The organism is Paraburkholderia azotifigens (assembly GCF_007995085.1).
Lineage (GTDB): Bacteria > Pseudomonadota > Gammaproteobacteria > Burkholderiales > Burkholderiaceae > Paraburkholderia > Paraburkholderia azotifigens.
The window spans coordinates 3,355,770-3,379,384 of the sequence record NZ_VOQS01000001.1; the positions used below are offsets into that span (position 1 = coordinate 3,355,770).

The 23,615-nt window shown below is 62.6% G+C and carries 19 protein-coding genes; 10 read left to right on the forward strand and 9 right to left on the reverse strand.

Going from position 1 to position 23,615, the window contains the following annotated elements; translation table 11 throughout:
• The first annotated feature begins 163 nt into the window (after window positions 1-163).
• Both FRZ40_RS15060 and FRZ40_RS15065 read left to right on the forward strand, forming a co-directional pair.
• On the forward strand, window positions 164-1,765 hold the full coding sequence (locus tag FRZ40_RS15060; protein WP_147234543.1) for a hybrid sensor histidine kinase/response regulator: 1,602 nt from the start codon (window positions 164-166) through the stop codon (window positions 1,763-1,765).
• A gap of 165 nt (window positions 1,766-1,930) precedes the next feature.
• Entirely contained in the window at window positions 1,931-2,890 is a 960-nt protein-coding gene (locus tag FRZ40_RS15065) for a sensor domain-containing diguanylate cyclase (RefSeq protein WP_028372010.1), read from the forward strand.
• A 55-nt stretch (window positions 2,891-2,945) separates the two neighbouring features.
• Here the strand turns inward: FRZ40_RS15065 and FRZ40_RS15070 are convergent, their stop codons facing one another.
• From FRZ40_RS15070 to FRZ40_RS15080, 3 genes are all read right to left on the reverse strand, one after another.
• Entirely contained in the window at window positions 2,946-3,929 is a 984-nt protein-coding gene (locus FRZ40_RS15070; RefSeq protein WP_147234544.1) for a MerR family transcriptional regulator, read from the reverse strand.
• Window positions 3,926-5,314 carry an RNA-guided endonuclease IscB gene (gene iscB, locus FRZ40_RS15075; RefSeq protein WP_147234545.1) on the reverse strand — a complete coding sequence of 463 codons (1,389 nt, stop codon included), beginning with the start codon at window positions 5,312-5,314 and terminating at the stop codon, window positions 3,926-3,928. Before iscB (FRZ40_RS15075) ends, FRZ40_RS15070 begins: the two co-directional genes overlap by 4 nt.
• 578 nt (window positions 5,315-5,892) lie before the next feature.
• Complete coding sequence (locus tag FRZ40_RS15080) at window positions 5,893-6,927, reverse strand: LacI family DNA-binding transcriptional regulator (protein ID WP_147234546.1); 1,035 nt, start codon at window positions 6,925-6,927, stop codon at window positions 5,893-5,895.
• Between the two features lie 226 nt (window positions 6,928-7,153).
• Here FRZ40_RS15080 and FRZ40_RS15085 point away from each other — a divergent pair, with 226 nt between their 5' ends.
• The 5 genes from FRZ40_RS15085 to FRZ40_RS15105 all read left to right on the forward strand — a co-directional run bounded on the left by FRZ40_RS15085 (window position 7,154) and on the right by FRZ40_RS15105 (window position 13,531).
• Complete coding sequence (locus FRZ40_RS15085) at window positions 7,154-8,305, forward strand: ABC transporter ATP-binding protein (protein ID WP_028372013.1); 1,152 nt, start codon at window positions 7,154-7,156, stop codon at window positions 8,303-8,305.
• A gap of 11 nt (window positions 8,306-8,316) precedes the next feature.
• On the forward strand, window positions 8,317-10,299 hold the full coding sequence (locus FRZ40_RS15090; RefSeq protein WP_147234547.1) for a beta-galactosidase: 1,983 nt from the start codon (window positions 8,317-8,319) through the stop codon (window positions 10,297-10,299).
• A gap of 78 nt (window positions 10,300-10,377) precedes the next feature.
• Window positions 10,378-11,643, forward strand: a complete 1,266-nt coding sequence (locus FRZ40_RS15095; RefSeq protein WP_147234548.1) for an ABC transporter substrate-binding protein — start codon at window positions 10,378-10,380, stop codon at window positions 11,641-11,643.
• Window positions 11,644-11,712: 69 nt separating this feature from the next.
• Window positions 11,713-12,666, forward strand: coding sequence for a carbohydrate ABC transporter permease (locus FRZ40_RS15100; RefSeq protein WP_147234549.1), 954 nt, complete (start codon window positions 11,713-11,715; stop codon window positions 12,664-12,666).
• A gap of 13 nt (window positions 12,667-12,679) precedes the next feature.
• A complete protein-coding gene (locus tag FRZ40_RS15105) occupies window positions 12,680-13,531 on the forward strand; it encodes a carbohydrate ABC transporter permease (RefSeq protein WP_028372017.1) in 852 nt (283 codons plus the stop codon).
• Between the two features lie 75 nt (window positions 13,532-13,606).
• Here FRZ40_RS15105 and FRZ40_RS15110 read toward each other — a convergent pair whose 3' ends face one another.
• The 3 genes from FRZ40_RS15110 to iscB (FRZ40_RS15120) all read right to left on the reverse strand — a co-directional run bounded on the left by FRZ40_RS15110 (window position 13,607) and on the right by iscB (FRZ40_RS15120) (window position 16,036).
• Complete coding sequence (locus FRZ40_RS15110; protein ID WP_240057199.1) at window positions 13,607-13,867, reverse strand: hypothetical protein; 261 nt, start codon at window positions 13,865-13,867, stop codon at window positions 13,607-13,609.
• Window positions 13,868-14,132: 265 nt separating this feature from the next.
• The gene (locus FRZ40_RS15115) at window positions 14,133-14,717 is read right to left on the reverse strand and encodes a TetR/AcrR family transcriptional regulator (RefSeq protein ID WP_147234551.1); all 585 of its coding nucleotides are present in this window, start codon (window positions 14,715-14,717) and stop codon (window positions 14,133-14,135) included.
• Window positions 14,717-16,036: an RNA-guided endonuclease IscB gene (gene iscB / locus FRZ40_RS15120; protein WP_147234552.1), complete on the reverse strand. Its 1,320-nt coding sequence runs from the start codon at window positions 16,034-16,036 to the stop codon at window positions 14,717-14,719. Before iscB (FRZ40_RS15120) ends, FRZ40_RS15115 begins: the two co-directional genes overlap by 1 nt.
• 459 nt (window positions 16,037-16,495) lie before the next feature.
• Between iscB (FRZ40_RS15120) and FRZ40_RS15125 the strand changes: the two genes are divergently transcribed.
• On the forward strand, window positions 16,496-17,269 hold the full coding sequence (locus FRZ40_RS15125) for an SDR family oxidoreductase (RefSeq protein WP_147234553.1): 774 nt from the start codon (window positions 16,496-16,498) through the stop codon (window positions 17,267-17,269).
• Between the two features lie 117 nt (window positions 17,270-17,386).
• On the opposite strand, the gene FRZ40_RS15130 is transcribed toward FRZ40_RS15125, so the two are convergent.
• The 3 genes from FRZ40_RS15130 to FRZ40_RS15140 all read right to left on the reverse strand — a co-directional run bounded on the left by FRZ40_RS15130 (window position 17,387) and on the right by FRZ40_RS15140 (window position 20,753).
• The gene (locus tag FRZ40_RS15130) at window positions 17,387-18,091 is read right to left on the reverse strand and encodes a PepSY-associated TM helix domain-containing protein (protein ID WP_028372021.1); all 705 of its coding nucleotides are present in this window, start codon (window positions 18,089-18,091) and stop codon (window positions 17,387-17,389) included.
• Between the two features lie 315 nt (window positions 18,092-18,406).
• Entirely contained in the window at window positions 18,407-19,498 is a 1,092-nt protein-coding gene (locus FRZ40_RS15135) for an aldose epimerase family protein (RefSeq protein WP_147234554.1), read from the reverse strand.
• 31 nt (window positions 19,499-19,529) lie between these two features.
• Window positions 19,530-20,753, reverse strand: a complete 1,224-nt coding sequence (locus FRZ40_RS15140) for a XylR family transcriptional regulator (RefSeq protein ID WP_147234555.1) — start codon at window positions 20,751-20,753, stop codon at window positions 19,530-19,532.
• 279 nt (window positions 20,754-21,032) lie between these two features.
• Here FRZ40_RS15140 and xylA point away from each other — a divergent pair, with 279 nt between their 5' ends.
• A complete protein-coding gene (xylA, locus tag FRZ40_RS15145) occupies window positions 21,033-22,358 on the forward strand; it encodes a xylose isomerase (RefSeq protein WP_147234556.1) in 1,326 nt (441 codons plus the stop codon).
• A gap of 213 nt (window positions 22,359-22,571) precedes the next feature.
• A complete protein-coding gene (gene xylF, locus FRZ40_RS15150; protein WP_147234557.1) occupies window positions 22,572-23,600 on the forward strand; it encodes a D-xylose ABC transporter substrate-binding protein in 1,029 nt (342 codons plus the stop codon).
• Window positions 23,601-23,615 lie beyond the last annotated feature (15 nt).

Sequence of the window (23,615 nt, forward strand, 5' to 3'; positions counted from 1 at the left end):
CGCTTTCCCGCATCGGCACGGATTTCGCATCGAAGGCGATATTGCGACTCCGTACCGATCTGCGCAGATCGGTACGGTTTTTCCAACCGGAGTGCGCCATGCCCACGTAAAGCATCGAGTGGAAGGGAACCGTGGCTTGCCGCACCACACTGCGTCAATTGCCATGGATACCAACCGTACTGTCACGACCATCCGGAGCGGCGCGCACCGAATCAGCGATCATCGGGACGATATCTTCTTCGCCGCCGTATCGACGACACGCATGCCGATGATCGTCACCGATCCGCATCTGCCCGACAACCCCGTGATCTTCGCGAACCATGCGTTCCTGCGCATGACGGGCTATGAACTGACGGAGATCATTGGCAGCAACTGCCGCTTTCTGCAAGGGCCGGAGACCGACCGCGCGACCATCGACGAAGTGCGCGCCGCCGTCGCGGATCGCCGCGAACTGGCGACGGAAATACTCAACTATCGCAAGGACGGGTCGACGTTCTGGAACGCGCTGTTCATCTCGCCCGTGTTTAACGAGCAGGGCGATCTCGTCTATTTCTTCGGCTCGCAGCTGGACGTCAGCCGCCGGCGCGACGCCGAAGATGCGCTTCATCAGGCGCAGAAGATGGAAGCGCTCGGTCAGTTGACGGGCGGTATCGCACACGACTTCAACAACCTGCTGCAGGTGATGGCCGGTTATGTCGACGTGCTGCAGATGGGTATCGAAGGCAATGCGCAAAGCGCGGCGATGTTGCAGAGCCTCGACCGCATACGCGGCGCGGTCGCCAAAGCGACGACGCTGACGCAGCAGCTTCTCGCGTTCGCGCGCAAGCAGAAACTCGTGGGACGCACGGTCAATCTGAACACGCTGGCCGACAGCATGGTTGAACTTGCGCGGCGCACGCTGGGCGAGAACATATCGTTGAGGACGGAATACGAAGAAGGACTGGGCAATTGCCGCGTCGACTCGACCCAGCTCGAAGTCGCGTTGCTCAACGTGCTGCTCAACGCACGCGATGCGCTCACGTCGCGCCGCGATGGCGTGGTGACGGTGCGCACCGAGACAGTCGAACTGGAACAGCAGGAGATGGTCGGATTCGCCGATCTGCGTTCGGGTTTCTATGTGACCATCGCCATCTCCGACAACGGGTGCGGCATCGCGCCTGAAATACTCGACCGTGTGATGGACCCGTTCTTCACGACGAAGGACGAAGGCAAGGGAACGGGGCTGGGCCTGTCGATGGTCTATGGCTTCGCAAAGCAGTCGGGCGGTGCGGTAAACCTTTATTCGGAGCCCGGCGTCGGCACGACGCTGCGGCTTTATTTCCCGGCTGTCCAAGGCAATGCGCAACGCCGTCCATCCGCGCCGAAGGCAATCGAAAAGGCGGGCAACGAAACGATCCTGATCGTCGACGATCGCGTGGAAGTCGCGGAGGTCGCGCAGGCGATGCTCGAACAGATCGGGTATCGCACGCGTGTCGTGCTGAACACGAAGGAGGCGATGGACATCCTGGAGGACGGCACGGTCGTCGACCTGCTGTTCACCGACCTCATCATGCCCGGCAACATGAACGGCGTGATGCTCGCCCGCGAGGCGCGACGGCTGTATCCGAAGATCAAGGTGCTGCTCACGACGGGCTATGCCGATGCGTCGCTTGAACGGACGGACGCAAACGGCAGCGAGTTCGACATCATTCACAAGCCGTATCGGCGCGCCGAACTGGCGCGCAAGGTGAGGATCGTTCTCAACGGGCCGACAGGGGTCGGATAGCTTTCAGAAGGCTCGCGGGAGCGGCGCGCATAGCGGAAGAAGCACGGCCATGCTTTCCATTTGTCGCCAACCCCGGATAAAATTTATATTCGGTTCCGTTCAACCTGCGGCGACTTGCGTGGTGCTAAACCTGTATCGCGCATTCGTGTTTTAACCGGATCTCGAATGTTGCGACCTCCGATACCAGAAAACGAAAGCGAACGCGTGGAGACATTGCGTTCACTGCATATCCTCGATACACCGCCCGAAGAGCGCTTCGACCGTCTTACGCGCCTCGCGCGACGCCTGTTCGGCGTGCCGATTGCGGCCGTCACGCTGGTCGACAGCCACCGCCAGTGGTTCAAATCGCATCCCGGCCTCGACGCTTCCGAAACGCCGCGCGACGTGTCGTTCTGCGGTCACGCCATTCTCGACGACGACCTGTTTCTCGTGAACGACGCATCCGCCGATGTGCGCTTTGCAGACAACCCGCTTGTCACGGGCGATCCGAACATCCGCTTCTACGCGGGCTATCCGCTCACCGTCGACAACGGCAGCCGGCTCGGCACGCTCTGCCTGATCGATTCGAAGCCGCGTGCGCTCGACGATGAAGAGCGTGTGCTGTTGCGCGATCTCGCACGCATGGCCGAGCAGGAAATCGCCGCCGTGCAGCTTGCGACCACCGACGAACTGACGGGCCTGTCGAACCGCCGCGGCTTCGAAGCGCTCGCGCATCATGCAATCAAGCTTTGCAAGCGCGCGCAAAAGCCTGCCTCGCTGCTGTTCTTCGATCTCAACGGTTTCAAGCAGATCAACGACGTGTACGGTCATGCGGAAGGCGATCGCGCATTGATTGCATTTGCAACGGTGCTGCGGACGGCACTGCGCGACAGCGATGTAATCGGCCGGTTAGGCGGGGACGAGTTCGTCGTGCTGCTGACCGAATCGGATCAGGAAGGCACGCTGCAGACCATCGAGCGGCTCAGGCATCAGCTGGAACTGCAGAACCAGTCGGCGCGAACGCCTTATCAACTGCATTGCAGCGTGGGCACGGCGACGTACACGCCCGACAGTCCGCAGACAATCGACGATCTGCTCGCTCAAGCCGACGTTGCGATGTACGCGAACAAACGCGCACAACGCTAGGAGCCGAACGGCTGCGCAAACGTTTAGCGCAGCCGTTCAATTGCTATGTACGCGCTCAGCGGTTTTCCAATACCCACCTTTCTTCGCGCTCGAGCCTGAGCAGCGCGTGCTCGAACATCGCGCGCGCACGGCCCGAGATGTTCGCCAGATAGACATGCAGCAGGGCATCGGCGGGCGTGCGCGAAGCGCAGCTCACGCTGTACTGCTCGAACGCGCTCAGCTGCATGATGATGTTCGCCAGATGCTTCGGGCACTCGCAGGCGATGGTGGTCGACGCATGCGCCATCGCCATCAACGCGTCATCGGTGTAGTGTCGTTGCGGCGCGGGTTCGCGCATGTCGGGCTGCGCGGCCGTCGTGCCCGTCTTGCGCTGGAAATCGCCGAGCATCTGTGCGATCGATGGCTGGTCGAGCGGCTCGCGTATCGTGCGCACGCCGACGCGCTCGAGCAGGTTGATCGTATTCGCGGCGGCGAACGAATACACGACGACGATATTCTCCGCGTGCGTCGACGCGCTCAACGCTAGCACGCGTTCGACGTCGTCGGTGTGCAGCGACGGCAGATGAATGATGAGCACGTCAGCGGGCTGGTTCATACGTTCGGTGAACGCGGCCGTCATGTTTTCGAAGACCTTCGGCTCGCTCGCAAGCTCAGCCTGCATCGCATGCAGATGCTGGCGGATCGTGCTGGCGAGCGCCGTGCCGACGATGCGCAGCCGCAGGCCCGGCCGTCCTTCCGTGAGCGGCGACACAGGCGTCTTGTCGACATGCATGAACGCGAGGCGTTCGAGTTCGCCCGTCTGCAGGGTGGCGATCGAGCCGATCGAATAGCCGCGATCGACGAGCGCTTTGATCATCGCCACGCGCCGCACGTCGGCTTCGCTATAGAGACGATGACCGGACTGCGTGGTGGGCGGCGCGACGACGCCGTAGCGGCGCTCCCAGATGCGCAGCGTGCCAACGGGGAGATTCGCCATGCGAGCGACGGCCCCGATGCGATAGCGCGGAACGACTTCTGGATCATCCACTGTGTTGTTCATGAGAGTCGGCCAGCAACTCCAGCATTTTTGCTGGGAAGGGATAGCGCGACGTGCGAAGGATGACCGTCTCCCGCGTCTTCTTGCCGAAAGCTATTCCTGGGTTTAAGGGAGTACGCGTAGCCGTCACCGCGTTGGACTAGCGTGCAGTAGCGATAGCTGATGCCCTGAACAACAGTCGTGGCTGTTTGGATGTTGAACGAGCCAGTCGCACGCACCGCGACGCGACCGATATGGATACCCGCTTTTCTACCGCAGGGTACGTCCGCGCGCACGTGGTCGCCGGTCTGGAAACACTGCACCTGCTTTTGCCGCATCAGGTAGCCACGAGGAAAGCCGTAGCGCGTCAGACGCGTGCGCTGATAGCTCCCGCGCCCCGTCGCTCTGATGGTCAGTGATGGCCGCTGCCAGCCGCGCACCACGTTGACCTGCCCCACACATACCGCATCGAGCGCATGGGTTTTCGGGATGTTACGCGTAACCCGGTTGAACTTCGTTTGTCCGCCGGAGGCGAGTTCGAGCGGCAGGCCGGTGATCTGCAGTGCGCTGGCAAGTGCCCGGCGCGTTGCATTGACAGCGGCAGCGTCGTTCAACGGCCGAGAAGCGGTGGCGAGAATGCGCGCAAGGCGCTTCGGATCCTTGACGTACTCGCGCACGTCGAGTGCGCCCTTGTCCTGGTTGCACTGGCCACACGCGAGCCCTAGATTGCCGATGCGGTTACTGCCATTGCGCGCCTTGGCAGTGAGGTGCTCGATCTGTAGCGGGCGACCAGTGGCATCACAATAGATGCAGGTATGGCTCCATTTCCCGAGCAAATATTCGCGTACTTCGTAGCCTGCAAGCGTGCCCTGCTGATACATGATGCCAGAGATCTCAGGATTGGCGAGCGCCTGCATGTCAAAGCGGACCAGTTCCGAAGATAGCGCTGTGACGGGTGCCCAGCGGCGCACGCGATTCACACATGCGATCGTAATGTGCACGCGATGCATGAGACTCGGCGCAAGCCAGCCGGACGGCCTCGTACGATTGAGGAAACGCGGGGGGCGGTAACGCAGGTTGGCGCCGCGACGACGGCGGCGAAATCCCCGCCGTGCTGTCAGCGCCTCGCTGATCTTGCGACCGCGGTGAACCAGTTCGAACAGGTTGAGCACAGCGATGCCGTCATCGGTCTCGCGCACAAGCGCCATTCCGGTGACTCTGCTCCCGGGATCGATCTTGAGGCGCAGCGGCTGGAACGAGCAGGCTCCGGTCTGACGATCCACAAGGCGGATAACGAGCGGCATGACGCGATGCACGCGGGCGCGGCCGCGGGCCAGCAACAGTCGCGCCCGCTTTTCATTGCACGGCATTAGCGGCTTGCCTCTTCGATCAAGCACAAACACAGCCACGACGACTCCTTCAAAAAACGATGCCCTTACGGGCCTTGTGACGCTTCCGTTGCGGGAAGTCTCCCCTCGACGATGTTGCACAGCAGGTGTCAGCGCGCTGGCTGACGAGAACGATCCGTTTCGTGCTTACCCGATCGCGTGTCTGCAACCGTTCCTTCCAGAGCCTGGCACTGAGGAAGCATGCCAAGGTGGGTCTGCCGTCTTCTGTGCAACGTAGTGCCTTGCGGCACTGGGTCTGGTCAACCCGAGCCTGAGTGACAGTCTCAAGCTCCACCCTTTAAGGTGGGGTAGTTGACGAATCGAAAACCCCTGAGAAGTCGATTCGAGTCTAACAAGCGCGACGACATTTTGACGCGGATTTTTTGGTTCAATGACGGTGCACAGTCCTGTATTCAAACGCTCCGCGCGACGCGACCCTTTGAATTGCAAGCGTTTCGAGGGTTCTTGCATGCATTCTGTTCAGTGTCGCGAGCGCGTGTGCCAAACAGGCGTTTGTACGGGTTTTGACCAGGATCGATCGAGGCGTTGCTGGTTCTGCGGATTTATCCGACGTAGCGAAGCTCTCGCTTCGGACGCATCTAACGCGTGAGTTTGAGCGTGGAGCCGCGCACGATCAGCTTCGGCTCCGACGTCACGCAGATGCACGGCGCCTTCTGATGCGAGCCCTGTGCACGCGCGGGCCGCTCGATCAGCTCGCGTAGCAGCGAGACGGCGAGTTCGGCCGCCTCGACAGTCGGCACCGCGACGGTGGTGAGGGGCGGGCGCGATTGCCGCGCGAGCTGAATGTCGGTGATGCCGATCACGGACAGATCGTTCGGCACGTCGCGGCCGAGATCGGCGGCGGCGTGAATCGCGCCGAGTGCGGGCAGGTCGTTGGACGCGAAGATCGCTGTCATCTTCGCGTCGCGCTCCAGCAGATCGCGTGCCGCCGAGTAGCCGCCTTCCATCGTATCGGGTGCATAACGCACGTTTTTTGCAGGCACTTTCAGGCCCGCCTCGCGTATTGCATCGACGAAGCCTTCGTAGCGCGATGCATGAATGCCCGACTGCTTGCTGCCGACCACCGCGCCGATCCGCGTGTGCCCCAGGTCGATCAGATGCTGCGCGGCGAGCCGGCCCGCCAGCCTGAAGTCGACGGCGACGCACGGCAGGCCGGGCGGATCGTCGGGACGTTCCCACATGCACAGCACCACTGGCGTGCCGCGCGCTTCGGCTTTACGCAGATCGTCGAAGTCGAGATTGGCGTTCATCACGAGGACGCCTTCGGAGAGCGAGCCTGCCAGCTGATCGAGATAGGTTCGGCCCGCATGCGGGTCTTCGTTCGTGTTGCAGATGATGACGAAGTGCCCACTGGTGCGTGCCGCGCGTTCGGCGGCGAGCGCGAACTCTGGATAGAACGGATTCGCGATGCTCGACACCATCAGCGCAATGGTCGGCGCGCGGCCTTCGGCGAGCGCGCGTGCCGCGAGATGCGGACGATAGTTGAGCGCCTCGACGGCTTCGAGCACGCGCAGGCGCGTCTGTTCGCCGACGCGTCCGCGATTGCGCAGCACGTTCGAAACGGTGGCCGACGTGACGCCGGCACGCCGCGCGACTTCGTTCAAGGTGGACATGATTTGCGACGTCTATTCAATATATGGGACATGCGTTCAACATTTGCATTGGCCGCGAAGGCGCGGCACCATGCGCAAAACACCAGAACGATTATCGGAGACAAGCCTTGCTGCCTTGCAGAAGGCATTCAGAACGACCAGCGATCGCCCGGCGATCGTTTTTTCGGTCATTCAGATTAAGCGCTTAATCTCCGCTTCGAGCTGATTAAATCACGGAGTCGAAGCGATGGCGAGCATTTCCTTGAAGGGCGTGCAAAAAGCGTATGGAGACAACGCGCCCGTAATCCGCAACGTCGATCTTGAGATCGGCGAAAACGAGTTTTGCGTATTCCTCGGCCCGTCGGGCTGCGGCAAGTCCACGCTGCTGCGCATGATCGCGGGGCTGGAAGATGTGACGGACGGCGACCTGTCGATCGGTGGGCGCATCGTCAACGACGTGCCCGCTGCGGAGCGCGGTGTGGCGATGGTGTTCCAGAGCTACGCGCTGTTTCCGCACATGAGCGTGTACGAGAACATGGCCTTCGGCCTCAAGCTGGCGAAGAAGCCGAAGGCGGAAATCGATCGCAAGGTGCAGGAAGCCGCGCGCATCCTGCAACTCGAAGCGCTGCTCGATCGCAAGCCGCGTGCATTGTCGGGCGGCCAGCGGCAGCGCGTCGCGATTGGCCGGGCGATCGTGCGCGAGCCCGGTGTGTTTCTGTTCGACGAACCTTTGTCCAATCTCGATGCGACGCTGCGCGGTCAGACGCGTATTGAGATCGCGCGTCTGCACAAGCAGTTCGCCACCGCGAGTGTCGTCTACGTGACGCACGATCAGACGGAAGCGATGACGCTCGCCGACAAGATCGTGCTGCTGCATTCGGGTAAGGACACCGAGCGCTACGGCAGCATCGCGCAGATCGGCGCGCCGCTCGAACTGTATCACCGGCCCAATAGCCGTTTCGTTGCGGGCTTCATCGGCTCGCCGCGCATGAACTTTCTGCCTGGGCGCGTCACGGCGCTTGATGCGCAAGGCGTCGACGTTACGCTCGATCATACGAATGAAACGATGCGTATTGCCGTCGACGGCAGCACGCTGCAAGGCGGGCAGCCCGTCACGCTCGGCGTGCGCCCCGAGCATCTCGAACTCGTTACGAGCGATGTATCACGACATGATGCAACGCTCACGCGCACCATCTCGCTGATCGAGCATCTTGGCGAGCACAGCTACGTGCATCTCGACCAGCCGGGCGGCGGCGTGCTGATCGCCAAGGTGCCCGGCAACGCCCGCATCGAACAGGGCGAGCGCGCGGTGTTCGCCGCGCCCGTCCGTGCCTGCCATCTTTTCACCGAAGACGGATTCGCCGTGAAGGCGCTCGATACCGTCGAACACTACATTTGAGGGACACGCGCATGCGCCTAGGAGTCTGCTATTACCCGGAGCACTGGCCGGAATCGATGTGGGAAGACGACGCGCGCCGCATGAAGGCGCTCGGCATCGAGCAGGTGCGAATCGCGGAGTTTGCATGGAGCCGCATGGAGCCGACGCCCGGCGAATACGACTGGGGCTGGCTCGACCGTTCGATCGACGTGCTCGGCAAAGCGGGTCTGCAAGTGGTGATGTGCACACCGACGGCGACACCGCCGAAGTGGCTGATCGACCGTCACCCCGACATTCTGCCCGTCGGCGCCGATGGGCGTCCGCGTGCGTTCGGCTCGCGCCGACACTACGATTTCTCGTCGCCGTCGTACTTCGAAGCGTCGCGCAAGATCTGCACGGCGGTGGCCGAGCGCTACGGCAAGCATCCTGCCGTCGCTTACTGGCAGACCGACAACGAATTCGGCTGCCACAACACGGTGGTCAGCTATTCGCCTGCTGCCGTCGCGCGTTTTCGCGTCTGGCTCAAGGAGCGCTATCAGACCATCGACGCGTTGAACCGCGCATGGGGCACCGTGTTCTGGAGCATGGAATACCGCAGTTTCGACGAAATCGACGCCCCCATTGCGACCGTGACGGAAGCGCATCCTTCGCACCGGCTCGACTATCGCCGCTTTGCGTCCGATGAAGTGGCGCGCTACAACCGCATGCAGGTCGAGATCATTCGCGCGCATTCGCCGGGCCGTCCTGTCGCGCACAACTTCATGCAGCTTTTCACGGAGTTCGATCACTACAAGGTCGCGCGCGATCTCGATGTGGCGACGTGGGACAGCTATCCGCTCGGCGCGCTCGAAGAGCAGTGGTACGCGCCCGAGATCAAGGCGAAGTTCCTGCGTATGGGGCATCCCGACTTCGCGTCGTTCAATCACGACGTGTATCGCGGCATGTCGAAGCTGCCGTTCTGGGTGATGGAGCAGCAGCCTGGTCCCGTGAACTGGGCGCACTGGAATCCGTCGCCCCTGCCGGGCATGGTGCGTCTGTGGAGCTGGGAAGCGTTCGCGCACGGCGCGGGCTGCGTATCGTATTTCCGGTGGCGTCAGGCGCCGTTCGCGCAGGAACAGATGCATGCGGGCCTGAACACGCCCGACAATCGCCTCGATATCGGCGGCAGCGAAGCGGAGCACGTTGCGCGCGAAATCGCGCAGGTGTCGTCGGCGAATGCCGATGCGGACGCGACTATCCGCAGCAAGATTGCGCTGATCTACGACTACGAAGCGAAGTGGCTCTTCGAGATCCATCCGCAGGGCGCCGACTTCCACTATCCGCGCTTCGCGTTCGAGTACTACTCGGCGCTGCGTGCGCTCGGCTTCGACGTTGATGTGATTTGCGCCGATGCGCCGCTCGACGGCTACAAGATGATCGTCGTGCCGCCGCTGCCCGTCGTGCCCGGCGATTTTGCCGTGCGGCTCGCGGCATCGGGCGCGCATGTGGTGCTCGGTCCGCGCACGGGTTCGAAGACGCCTGATCTGCAGATTCCCGCGAATCTGCCGCCCGGCGCGCTCGCGTCGCTGCTGCCGATCCGCGTGTGGCGCGTCGAATCGATGCGGCCGAACGTGACGGAGCCCGTCCATATCAACGGCGCGGGCGACGGACTGCGCGAAGGCCAGGCGCGTCACTGGCGCGATCTGATCGATGCAGCGGATGAGCGCAGCTTCGGCGTGCGCGCGCGTTTCGCCGACGGGCATCCCGCGTACGTGCAGCATGGTTCCGTTCATTATTTCGCGAGCCTGTTCGACGATGCGCTCACGCAGTCGCTGTTCGCGCGCATCGCGACGGAAGCCGGCCTCACGCCGACGCCGCTCGGCGACAGCCTGCGTATCAGCCGGCGCGGCAAGCTCACGTATGTATTCAACTATGCGAATGCGCGGCATGTGATCGAAGGCGTCGATGCGTCGCGCTTCGTGATCGGCACGCGTGACGTCGAGCCGCAAGGCGTGTCGGCTTATCGAACGGAGTAATACCGTTAGCAGCGCAGTTATCGGCGAAAACAGCCGTGATCCAGCATGTAAGAACCAGGACGTAAAGGAGACAGGAGAATGACAGCACGACAACTCAATGCGCGCACCGCGATTGCTGCCGCCGCCCTCGCGGTCGCCGCAGCCGTTGCGCCGTTCGCGGCGAGCACGGCGGAAGCAGGCACGCTCACGATGAACATCGCGTTCAAGGGCGCAAGCCAGCGCGCAGTGTGGCAATCGGTGATCGACGACTTCAGGAAAGCGCATCCCGACATCGACGTGAAGGCGTCGTTCGTCGATGAAGAAGCGTACAAGGTGCAGTTGCCGGGCTGGCTGTCGACGGTCCCGCCCGATGTGCTCAACTGGCACAACGGCGAGCGCATGGCGTACTACGCGCGCCGCGGCCTGTTCGAAGACCTGAGCGGCGACTGGAAGAAGAACGGCTGGGACAGCATGTATGCATCGACGAAGGAATCGTCGACGTACAACGGCAAGCAGTACGCGGCGCCGACCGTGTACTACTCGTGGGGCCTGTTCTATCGCAAGGATCTGTTCCAGAAGGCAGGCATCGCGTCGGAGCCGAAGACGTGGGATCAGCTGATGGATGCGTGCAAGAAGCTGAAGGCAGCGGGCATCACGCCGTTCGCTGTCGGCGGCCGCGATGCGTGGACGCTGGCGGGCTGGTTCGACTATCTCGACCTGCGCGTCAACGGCAACGCGTTCCACCAGAAGCTGATGGCGGGTGAAGTGCCGTACACCGATCCGCGCGTGAAGAAGGTCTACACGACGTGGAAGCAGTTGCTCGACGACAAGGACTTCATCGACAACCCGCTCTCGTACGATCTCGACGCGGCGCAGCCGTTCCTGTTCCAGGGCAAGGCCGCGATGATGCTGATGGGCACGTTCATCACGGGCGGCTTCCCGCCGAACGTGAAGCCGAACATGAGCTACTTCCAGTTCCCGATCATCGACTCGAATGTGCCGACGGCGGAAGATGGCCCCGTCGAATCGCTGCATATTCCCGCGAAGGCGAAGAACAAGACGGACGCGCACACGTTCCTCGCGTTCGTCGAAACGCCGGAGCAGGGCGCGAAGCTCGCGACGGGTCTCGGCTCGCTGTCGGCGAACAGCAGGTCGCCGGAGCCGGAAGATCCCATTTCGAGGATCGGCTTCCAGATCCTGTCGAATACGAAGGGCGGCATTGCGCAGTTCTACGATCGCGACATGACGAAGGAAATGGCCGACGAAGGGATGAAGGGCATGCAGCAGTTCATCGCCGATCCGACGAAGCTCGATGCGATCCTCGCGCAACTCGAGCAGACGCGTAAGCGCATTTACAAGAAGTAAGTTTGTGAAGCAACGGCGCCGGACCGTCTCAGTTTCGGTCCGGCGCACAGCACCACTTGGAGAATCGTCGTGTCGCACTCCGTCACACGTCAGGACATCAACGGCACGCCGCCGTCGCAGCCGCAGGCGTCGCCGCTGCCGCGCGCAGCGGGCGGCAAGCGCGGGCCGTCGCCTACCGCGCGGCGTCAGCGCAAGGCCGCGCTGCTGTTTCTCGCGCCCGCATGCTTTATGGTCGCGGTGTATGTGGTCTGGCCGATCCTGTCGTCGATCTGGCTGAGCTTCTACAACTGGGACGGCATGACCGACAAGGTCTTCGTCGGTCTCGCGAATTACGTCGAACTGTTTCAGGCGCCGACCTTTTACACTGCGCTGAAAAACAACCTCATCTGGCTCGTGCTGTTCCTGCTCGCACCGCCGATGGGCCTCGCCGTCGCGCTCTATCTGAACCAGGCGGTGGCGGGCATCCGCGTGGTGAAGTCGCTGTTCTTCGCGCCGTTCGTGTTGTCGGGCGTCGTGGTCGGCCTGATCTTTTCATGGTTCTACGATCCGACCTTCGGCCTGTTCGCGGTGCTGCTCGGCCACGGCGTGCCCGTGCTCGGCGATGCGCACTATGCGACCTTCGGCATCATCTTCGCCGCACTCTGGCCGCAGACCGCGTACTGCATGATTCTTTATCTGACGGGTCTGACATCGCTCAACAGCGAGCAGCTTGAAGCCGCACGCATGGAAGGCGCGAAGGGCTGGTCGATGCTGTGGCATGTGGTGCTGCCGCAGTTGCGGCCCGTCACGTTCATGGCGATCGTCGTGACGGTGATCGGCGCGCTGCGCAGCTTCGATCTGATTTCGGTGATGACAGGCGGTGGTCCGTTCGAAAGCTCGACGGTGCTCGCGTATTACATGTACGACCAGGCGATCAAGTATTACCGCATCGGCTATTCGGCGTCGATTGCCGTCGTGCTGTTCGCGATCATGCTCGTCTATATCGTCTATCACCTGCGCCGCATGCTGCGCAACGAACAGTAAGGAGCGGACGATCATGTATCCGATGCCTGTTGCCAAATGGAAGCCGGTCAACCGGCGGCTGTACAAACTGTCATTGCCCGTTGCGCTGCTGATCTGGCTGCTGCCGATGATCGCCGTACTGGTCACCTCGGTACGCTCGACGGAAGAGCTGAGCGAAGGCAATTACTGGGGCTGGCCGAAGCACATCGCGTTCATCGACAACTACCGCGAAGCGCTCACCACGTCGCCGATGCTGCATTACTTCTGGAACAGCGTGCTGATTACGGTGCCGTCGGTGATCGGTTCGATTGCGCTTGCGGCAATGGCGGGCTTCGCGCTTGCCATCTACAAGTTCCGCGGCAACACGACGCTCTTTGCGACTTTCGTCGCCGGCAACTTCGTGCCGATCCAGATCCTGATGATTCCCGTGCGCGATCTGTCGCTGAGCCTCGGCATCTTCAATACGCTCAGCGCGCTGATCCTCTTTCACGTGTCGTTTCAGACGGGCTTTTGCGCGCTCTTTCTGCGCAACTTCATCAAGCAGCTGCCGTATGAACTCGTGGAGGCGGCGCGTATTGAAGGGGCGGGCGAGTGGACCGTGTTCTTCAAGATCGTGTTGCCGCTGATTCGCCCGGCGCTTGCCGCGCTCGCTATTCTCGTCTTTACGTTCGTGTGGAACGATTACTTCTGGGCGCTGTGTCTGACGCAGGGTGACGAGGCCGCGCCGATCACGGTCGGTGTCGCGGCGCTCAAGGGACAATGGACGACGGCGTGGAATCTCGTGTCGGCGGGCTCCATTCTTGCCGCGCTGCCGTCCGTCGCGATGTTCTTCGCGATGCAAAAGCACTTCGTTGCAGGGCTGACCTTTGGCGCAACGAAAGGCTGATTACGTTTTATCGATGTCTCCTCGGAGAAGGTTGCCCGCGTAAGCGGGCTTTTTTCCTTGTGCGATCCGCTCGGCTCATTGACCGGGCTGGACGGCTGAATGCACGCCCGCTAGCGGCGACCCATAGCCTCCCGACTGCGCATTGTTCGGCGTGCCGTTGACGAGTTGCGCACGCGGATCGGTCGGGTTCAAGTTGAGTTCGCCCGCCTGCTGGTTGCCGTGCGTCGGATATTCGCTGCCGCGCGCCGCATTGGGCATCAGACGCGTGCTGTTGGCGGGCGCGTTCACGTCGTCGTACGCGGAAAGCCCTTGCGCGTGGGTCAGCGCCGCGCTCATCGACAGCGCGAGGGCAGTGGTCAGTTGCAAAGAAACGAAGATCTTGCGCACGATGCACTCCTTGTTCGAAGAAATGGCGCGCCCTTCACGAGTCGGTGCAGGGCGCAGTCCGCTCTAACGCTTCAACTATTGGCCATCGCTTTCGCGAGTTCAAGGCGCGGTGCGTGCGGGTGAGCGCTGCGCGCCATGTGCGTCGAGCTTTTGTTGCAGTTCTTCGTCAAACCGGTTCAGCGCCCGGCTTATTCCCCGCGCTTATTCCTCACGCTCATTCCCCCGCTATTTCGCCAACCGTGCGCCGCACCGCGCGCAGAATTTCGTTCGCGAGTTCCGGCTGCGCTTTGAGCACGGCGCGCGACGCGGCGATCGCGCCGATCAGCGCGACCGCTATCGCCATCGCCTTTTCGCGGTGGTTGCCTTTCACCTTGTGCGCGTGCAGGTGCTTCTCGAACACGGCTGCCATCTTCTCCAGGCCGTCGCTGTAGCGCGCGCTGATCGTCTCATCCAGGCGGCCGATGTCGCTCGCCGACGCGGCCAGCGCGCAGCCGTTCGCGATGTCGTCGCGCTTTTCTTCCGACAAATAGCTGTCGAGCAGCTCGCTCAGGCTCGGCAGACGGCCCTCGCGCGCCGCCGTCATTCGAGCGTGGCTGATTTGCAGCCCATGTTCGAGCGCCTCGGCGGCGAGCGCTTCCTTCGACGGGAAGTGCGCGTACAGCGCGCCATGCGTGAGTCCTGCCGCCTTGCCGATTTCGGCCACGCCCACACCGTCGATGCCGCGCTCCCGGAAAAGGCGCGCGGCCGTTTCGACGAGGGCCGCGCGGTTTTGCGCCGCCTTTTCCTTGCTGACTTTCATTAGATTGCATCTCCTTGTCGGAGGCGATTCTTGGGCTCAAAGCAGTACGCATAGCCGTCACCACGCTGAATGAGCGCGCAGAAGCGATGGCCAATGCCCTGAACGACAGCCGTGCCTGTGTGGATGTTGAACGAGCCCGTCGCACGAACCGCAACGCGACCGGTATGGACACCGGCTTTCTTGCCGTGGGGTACGTTGGCGCACACATGGTCGCCGGTCTGGAACCCATGCACCTGCTTTTGCCGCATTAGATAGCCACGAGGGAAGCCGTGGCGCGTGAGACGCGTTCGCTGGTAGCTGCCGCGCCCCGTCGCGCGGATGGTCAGTGACGGGCGCTGCCAGTCGCGCAGCGCGTCGACCTGGCCGACACACACGGCATCCAGGGCATGGGTTTTGGGTATATTGTGCGTGACCCGGTTGAATTTCGTACGCCCACCTGAATCGAGTTCGAGCGGCAGGCCTGTGGCTCTCAGCGCACTGGCGAGCGCACAGCGTGTCGCATTGACGGCAGCGGCGTCTTGCAACGGACGCGAGGCAGTGGCGAGAATGCGCGCAAGCCGCTTCGGATCCCTGACATACTCGCGCACGTCCAGCGCGCCCTTGTCCTGGTTGCAGTCGCCACACGCAAGGCCGAGATTGCCGATGCGGTTGCTGCCATTGCGCGCCCTGGCCGTGAGGTGGTCGATCTGCAGCCGGTGATCCGTGGCGTCACAGTAGATGCAGGTACGATTCCACTTCTCGAGAAGATAGTTACGAACTTCGTAGCCCGCAAGCGTGCCCTGCTGATACCCGATGCCCGCGATCTCGGGATTCGCGAGCGCCTGCATGTCGAAGCGGACCAGTTCCGAAGAGAGTGCGGCGACCGGTGCCCAGCGGCGCACGCGATTCACCCAGGCGATCATGGTGTGCACGCGATGCATAAGGCTCGGCGCAAGCCAGCCCTTGGCTTTGCCGCGGTTGAGAAAGCGGGGCGCGCGGTAGCGCAGGTCGGCGCCGCGACGACGGCGACGAAAGGCCCGCCGTGCTGTCAGTGCCTCGCTGATCTGGCGACCACGGTGAACCAACTCGAACAGGTTGAGCACAGCAATGCCGTCATCAGCCTCGCGCACGAGGGCAATGCCGGTGACCCTGCTACCGGGATCGAGCTTGACGCGCAGTGGCTGGAGCGAGCAGCCGCTGGCCCTGCGCCCGGTGAGCCTGATCACGAAAGGGATGATGCGATGCACGCGCGCGCGGCCACGGGCGAGCAATAGCCTCGCCCGCTTTTCGGTGCACGGCATTAGCGGTTTACCACTTCGATCCAGCACAAATACAGCCACGGCTTGCTCCTTCCTGCAAAAGCGGTGCCCTTACGGGCCTTGTGACGCTCCCCTTGCGGGAAGTCTCCCCTCGACGATGTTGCACAGCAGGTGCCAGCCGATGGCTGACGGAGACGGTCCGTTTCGTGCTTACCCGGTCGCGTGTCTGCAACCGTCCCTTCCAGAGCCTGACACTGAGGAAGCATGCCGGGGTGGGTCTGCTGTCTTCTGTGCAACGTAGTGCCTTGCAGCACTGGGTCTGGTCAACCCGAGCCTGATTTACAGCCTCAAGCTCCGCCCTTTTGGGGTGGGGTAGTTGACCGCTGATCCACCTCGTTCGACCTGCTCAATGAAACGCGATCGCGAAAAACGCTTGACATGTATTGATTGTGATCACTATCATTAATTTAAGATTGCAGTTGCAATTATAAAGCAGCTGCCGGCGGATGTCCGCCTCTAACCTTAACTTTTGGAGTGATCATGTCATTCGCAAACAAGACGGCCCTCATCACAGGCGGTAACGGCGGCATCGGCTTCGCGGCGGCGCGCATCCTGATTGCGCAGGGCGCGCGGGTCGCCATCACGGGCCGCGACCAGAAAAAGCTCGACGAAGCGGTGGCCGAACTCGGCCCGAACGCGCTCGCGATCCGCGCGGACATCAACGACCCCGCAGCCATCGACGACGTGATGAAAGTGATCGCCGACAAGTTCGGCAAGCTCGACATCGTGTTCGCGAACGCGGGCGTGAGCGGCGCGACGCCCGTCGGCGGCACGACCGCGGAGAAGTTCGAGGCGATCATGCGCACCAATGTGACGTCCGTGTTCCTGACCGTGCAGGCGGCCGCGCCGCTGATGGGCGAGGGCGGCGCGATCGTGCTGAACGGCTCGGTGATGCGTCAGCTGGGCGCGCCGGGATCGTCGGCGTATTCGGCGTCGAAGGCGGCCATCTCCGGCATGGCGCGCGTGCTCGCATCGGAACTCGTCACGCGCGGCATCCGCGTGAACACGGTGATTCCTGGCGGCACGCGCACGTCGATCTGGACGCGCGGCGACCGCGAAGGCGCGACGCTCGACGCGACGGAAGCGGCGCTCAAGCCGATGATCCCGATGAACCGCTTCGCGCTCGCCGACGAAGTCGCGCAGGCGGCCGTGTTCCTTGCATCGGATGCGGCGTCGGGCATGACGGCGGCTGAGATCGTCGTCGACGGCGGCAATACGGGCGCGCCCATGGGCGCACCGGCTTTCCGCCGCTAAGCGTCAAGAGCATGTGTTGAAAAAGGGCGATGCGCGGTTGCGCGTCGCCCTTTAGTACTTTCTAGTACTTTCTAGTACTTTCTAGTGCTTTCCGGCACTTTGCGGAGCCGTGCGGCGTCAGGCCATTCCGGCAATGATCGCCGCGACGATCGAACCCAGCACCAGCACTGCGCCGATCGTGCGGCGCTTGTTCAGCTGCGTCCACAGCAGCACGCCCGTCAGCGACAGCAGGATCACACCGCCCGCGAACGTGTCGATCAGCAGCACCCAGCCGACGCTCAAACCCACGCCCTTGTGCAGATTCGTCAGCGCCGCGAGGAACGTGTTCGCGCTGCGCCTGACGGTCACATAGTCATTGCCGACCCAGTATTCCGCCTGCGTGTTTTCATTCGGCGTCGCGAACGAGACCTGCCAGTGTTCCGGCTGCACCGCCGTGCGGTCGCCCCATGCCACAGGATGCGACGGCTCCTTCTGCATGCGTCCTGGCTTGCCTTGCACCTTGAGTTCCTGCTTCAGCCATTTGGCGAGATCGCGCGGCGATTCGGGCGCGGGCTGCGGCAGCTTCACCTGCAGCGACTCGACTTGCGGCTCGCCCGTCGATACGCGCAGCGGTCCGCCGCGATGGTTCAGCAGAAAGCCGCTCGTGCCCATCAGCAGACCGAGCGCGGCGCCCCACAGCCCGATCCAGCTGTGCACCTTGCGCAGCCAGCGGATGAACGTGATGCGGCGCGAGCCCGCGGACGGTGCGCCATTACCGGCGCTCTTGTTCCTGGCGTCGACGCGCGAGGTGCGATCGACGGCAATGGTTTCGGGTGTGTTCACGGGTTGCTCCAGGGGGCAAGACAGCGTCGGGTTTTACAACTGACCCCGACCGTCGTCGACATGCAGGCGCATGCGTCATTGCGCGAAGGTTTGCGACGCGCGTGATGCTTCGAGACGGAAGACCATCGGCCAGGGGAGGCGATGGCGTTGGCTGGCGGGCCGCTACGCCCTCGAATGGGGCGCGCAGTGGGCTGGCTTGGCGATCAGATAAGGCCGCCTATGATTTCACGGCGCAGTGAATGCCGCAATCGCCGGGCGCGATTTACAACAATGACAATGTTTCGACAGATTACGTAAGGGGTATGCAAACTGCGCTCAACGAACGCCGAGCCGGTAGACCGTCGTGTGGCGATAGCGCGCACCGGGCCGCAGCACGACTTCGTCTGCATCCGGCATGTTGACCTGATTGGGAAACGCGCCCGTTTCGAGGCACAACGCCGCGTGCTTGCCGTATGTCTTGCCGTTGCGTCCGTTGACGCCCGCGAGAAAGTTACCGGTGTAGAACTGCATGCCCTTCGCGTCTGTCGACACCGTCAGTTCGCGTCCGCTCGCGGGATCGTAGAGCGTCGCGGCCGTGCGCAGCGCAGCAGCGCCGTCGCGCAGCACGTAGCAATGATCGAAGCCGCCCGCGCGTGCGAGTTGCGCATCCGGCCAGTCGAGACGCGCGCCGATGGGTGCACCCGTGCGAAAGTCGAACACGCTGCCAGCGACGTCTCTGCGTTCGATGGGGATCATCGTTGCGTCGACGGCAAAGAATGCGTCGGCATCGATTGAAATGACGTGGCCGCGAATCTCCGGCGCCTCGGCGAGTGCATCGCCCGACAGGTTGAAGTACGCGTGGTTTGTCAGGCTGACGGGGGTCGGTGCGTCGGCGGTTGCGTCGTAGTCGATCGTGAGCGCGCCGTCGTCGTCGAGCGCGTAGCGAACGGTCGCCGTCACCGCACCGGGAAAGCCGGCGTCGCCTTCCGGCGATTCATGCGACAGCACGAGTGCGCCATCCACTTCGCGCGCCTGCCACAACGCCTTGTGAAAACCGCTCGAGCCGCCGTGCAGCAGATTGTCGCCATCGTTGCGATCGAGCTGATAGACGACGCCGTCGAGCGTGAAGCGCGCCTGAGCAATGCGGTTCGCCCAGCGGCCGATCGTCGAGCCGAAGAACCAGCGGCTCGCCAGATAGTCTGCAGGCGTGTCGTGACCGAGCAGCACATCGGCGACGCGTCCCGCGCGGTCGGGCGCATGCCACGAGACGAGCGTCGCGCCGAGATCGCTGATGGCCGCGCGCATGCCGTGCGCGTTGCGCAGCGTGAACAGACGAATGTCGCCGAGCCCGGGCAACGTGCCCCAGTGTTCTGCCTGGACGCTGGACGAGAGAGAAGTGTCGGTGCTGTGCATGTCGGCGAAATTCATAGCGGTCGCGGATCGAACCAGATTAAGCCATTTAGGCGGATGGCGCAGCGGGCGCCTGAGTGAGCTGCGTTGCTTGCATGCGCTCCTGATACTCGCGCGGCGTGCAATCGAGTTCGCGCCGGAACACGGCATACATGTACTGCAACGAAGTGAACCCGCAGCGTATGGCGACTTCCGCGCTCGACATGTCCTGCTGCGCGAGCAGTTGCTTCGCGACATCGAGCTTGTGCTTGAGGATCTCCTGATGCACGGTGCAGCCGAGTTCGCGACGGAAGTAATCTTCGAGCGACGAACGCGATACGCCCACATAATCGGCGACCTGTTCCGTCTTGATGCCCTGACACGCGTACTGGCGAATGTAGTGACGCGCGCGCATGACATACGGGCTGGCAAGCGGCTCGTGCTTCGTCGATTCGCACACGTTGATGCCGACGGGCGGCACGAGAATGCGGCGGCCCGCAAAACGTGCACCGCCGAGCATCTGATGCAGCAGGTGCGCGGCCGTGCGGCCCATTTCCTCCGTGCCCTGAATCACCGACGAAAGCGGAATGCGCGTGAGCGAGCGCGTCAACGGATCGTTGTCGATGCCGATGATGGCCACCTGCTCGGGCACGGGTATGCCGCTGATCAGGCACGCCTGCAGTACCTGACGTGCACGCGCATCCGTCACCGCGATAATGCCGACGGGTTTCGGCAGGCTTTGCAGCCATTCGGTGAGCTGCACGCTGGCTTGATGCCACACGGGCGCGCTGGTCGGCAGCCCGCGATGCACGTCGCCTTCGAGTCCATCCGCCTTCAGCAGCGCGTTGAATGCGAGTTCGCGCTCCTGCGCCCAGCGGTTGGTCGGCGATTCGGGCAGGCTGTACAGGGCGAAGCGTTGCAGCCCCGCGCCGATCAGGTGCTTGTACGCAAGCGACACGAGCTGCATGTTGTCCGTCGCGATGTACGGCAGATTCGGCGGATAAGCGCAGGCGTCTTCGTACGAACTGCCCACGGCGACCACGGGCAGAGGCGAATCGGCCAGTGCTTCGCAGACAGCGGGATCGTCGAAGTCGGCGATAAAGCCATCGCCTTCAAAGCGCTCGATGCCGTTGAGCCGAGCGCGGAAATCTTCTTCGAGAAACAGATCCCACGCGACGCGCGTCGACAGCAGGTAATTGCCGATACCCGTGATGATCTCGCGGTCGTACACCTTGTTCGCATTGAAGAGCAGTGCGATCCGATGCGTGCGTTGAGCAGTATGCTGTCGTGTCATCGACTCTCAGGGCGCGGCGCTGAAGCGCCGCGTTGTCTCCGTTGTATCTGCGTAGGCTGCGTGCAAGTGCTGCGCCGCAATGCAGCCGCACATTTAAGTGTTCTGCTTATTCTAGGCGTCACTCGACCTCGCCCGCCAATGGATTTTGCCGGGTAGCAAGAATCACCAGGCGCGCTGGCGGATTTCGCAATTGCCGCGCAAACCCGCAAGCGGCAGCATGGCGTCACATCACGAACGGTTCGATGCGCGTGCATCGGCCGACATCTACAGGAGACGCGCATGTCTTACTTCGAACACTTGCCCGCTGTGCGCTACGAAGGCCCGCAGACGGACAACCCGTTCGCCTATCGCCATTACGACAAGGACAAGCTGGTGCTCGGCAAGCGCATGGAAGACCATCTGCGCATTGCCGTGTGCTATTGGCACACGTTCGTGTGGCCGGGTGCGGACATGTTCGGAGCGGGCACGTTCGAGCGTCCGTGGCATCGTTCCGGCGATGCGCTCGAAATGGCGCATGCAAAGGCCGATCACGCGTTCGAACTGTTCTCGAAGCTGGGCACGCCGTTCTATACGTTCCATGACACGGACGTCGCGCCTGAAGGCGACAGCATCAAGAGCTACGTGAACAATTTCAAGGCGATGACAGACGTGCTCGCGCGCAAGCAGGAGCAGACGGGCATCAAGCTGCTGTGGGGCACGGCGAATCTGTTCTCGCATTCGCGCTATGCGGCGGGCGCGGCGACCAATCCGAATCCCGACGTGTTTGCCTTCGCCGCCACGCAGGTTCTCCACGCGCTGGAAGCCACGCAGCGCCTGGGCGGTGCGAACTACGTGCTGTGGGGCGGCCGCGAAGGCTACGACACACTCCTCAATACCGACCTGAAGCGCGAACGCGAGCAGCTCGCCCGTTTCCTGAGCATGGTCGTCGAGCACAAGCACAAAACCGGCTTCAAGGGCGCGCTGCTGATCGAGCCGAAGCCGCAGGAACCGACCAAGCATCAGTACGACTACGACGTCGCGACGGTGCATGGCTTTCTGACGCAATTCGACTTGCAGGATGACATTCGCGTGAACATCGAAGCGAATCACGCGACGCTTGCCGGTCACTCGTTTCACCATGAAATAGCCAATGCGTTTGCGCTCGGCGTGTTCGGCAGCGTCGACGCGAATCGCGGCGACGCGCAGAACGGCTGGGACACGGACCAGTTCCCAAATAGTGTGGAAGAACTGACGCTCGCGTTCTACGAGATCTTGCGCAACGGCGGCTTCACGACGGGCGGCATGAACTTCGATGCGAAGGTACGGCGTCAGAGCATCGATGCCGAAGATATCGTGCACGGTCATATCGGTGCGATCGATGTGCTTGCCGTCGCGCTGGAGCGCGCCGCGCATCTGATCGCGAACGACCGGCTCGCGGCGTTCAAGCAGCAGCGCTATGCAGGCTGGGACAGCGATTTCGGCCGCAAGGTGCTCACGGGCGGCTACTCGCTCGAGTCGCTCGCCAGCGACGCCGTGCAGCGGAACATCGCGCCGCGTCATGTGAGCGGACAGCAGGAGCGTCTCGAGAACATCGTCAACCAGGCGATCTACTCATCCGCGAGATAGCGCACGGCAGCGCCACGAAAAATCGTTAGCAGCGCCGGTAGATTTCGCAATTGCTCCGCCGGCGCGCACGGCACACGCTGTCGTGCACATAAAAATGGGGCAGCTTTCGACAATCGACGCTCGCGAACAGGTATTCGCAGCGCATCCTGAGGTTAAGACGGCGGTTCGATTTCTCGCATTCGAAACTGCACGCAACCCTAAATGGAGTGAGACATGAAATCTGCAATGCGTCGTTCCGTATTGAGTTCCCTCGTTTGCGCCGCGATGGCCGCCGGCCTGACGATGGTCGCGCCGCTCGCGCATGCGAGCAAGGACAAGCCCGAAATCGGTTTCTGCATCGACGATCTGCGCGTCGAGCGCTGGTCGCGCGATCGCGACTATTTCGTTGCCGCAGCGAACAAGCTCGGCGCGAAGGTTTCCGTGCAATCGGCCGATGCCAGCGAAGCACGGCAGATCTCGCAGATCGAGAATCTGATTTCGCGCGGCGTCGATGTGATCGTGATCGTGCCGTTCAATTCGAAGACGCTCGGCAATGTCGTCGCCGAAGCGCACAAGGCGGGCATCAAGGTCGTGTCGTATGACCGCCTGATTCTCGATGCCGACGTCGACGCCTATATTTCGTTCGACAACGAGAAGGTCGGCGAACTGCAGGCACAAGGCGTCTATAACGCGCAGCCGAAGGGCAACTACTTCCTGCTCGGCGGCGCGCCGACCGACAACAACGCGAAGATGCTGCGCGAAGGGCAGATGAAGGTGCTCAAGCCTGCCATCGATCGCGGCGACGTGAAGATCGTCGGCCAGCAGTGGGTGCCCGAATGGAGCGCGGCAACGGCGCTGCGCATCACGGAAGATGCGCTGACGGCGAACAACAACAAGATCGATGCGATCGTCGCCTCGAACGACGGCACGGCAGGCGGCGCGATCCAGGCGCTCGCCGCACAGAAGATGGCGGGCAAGGTGCCCGTGTCCGGCCAGGACGCGGACCTTGCCGCCGTCAAACGCGTGATCGCGGGCACGCAGACGATGACCGTCTACAAGCCGCTCAAGCTGATCGCAGGCGAAGCGGCGAAACTGGCCGTCGATCTCGCCAAGGGCGACAAGCCCGCGTACAACGCGAAGTACGACAACGGCAAGAAGCAGGTCGATACCGTGCTGCTGCAACCGACGCTGCTCACCAGGAGCAACGTCGACATCGTGATCAAGGACGGCTTCTACACGCAGTCGCAGCTGGCTGGCAACTGATAGCGGGCGCGGACG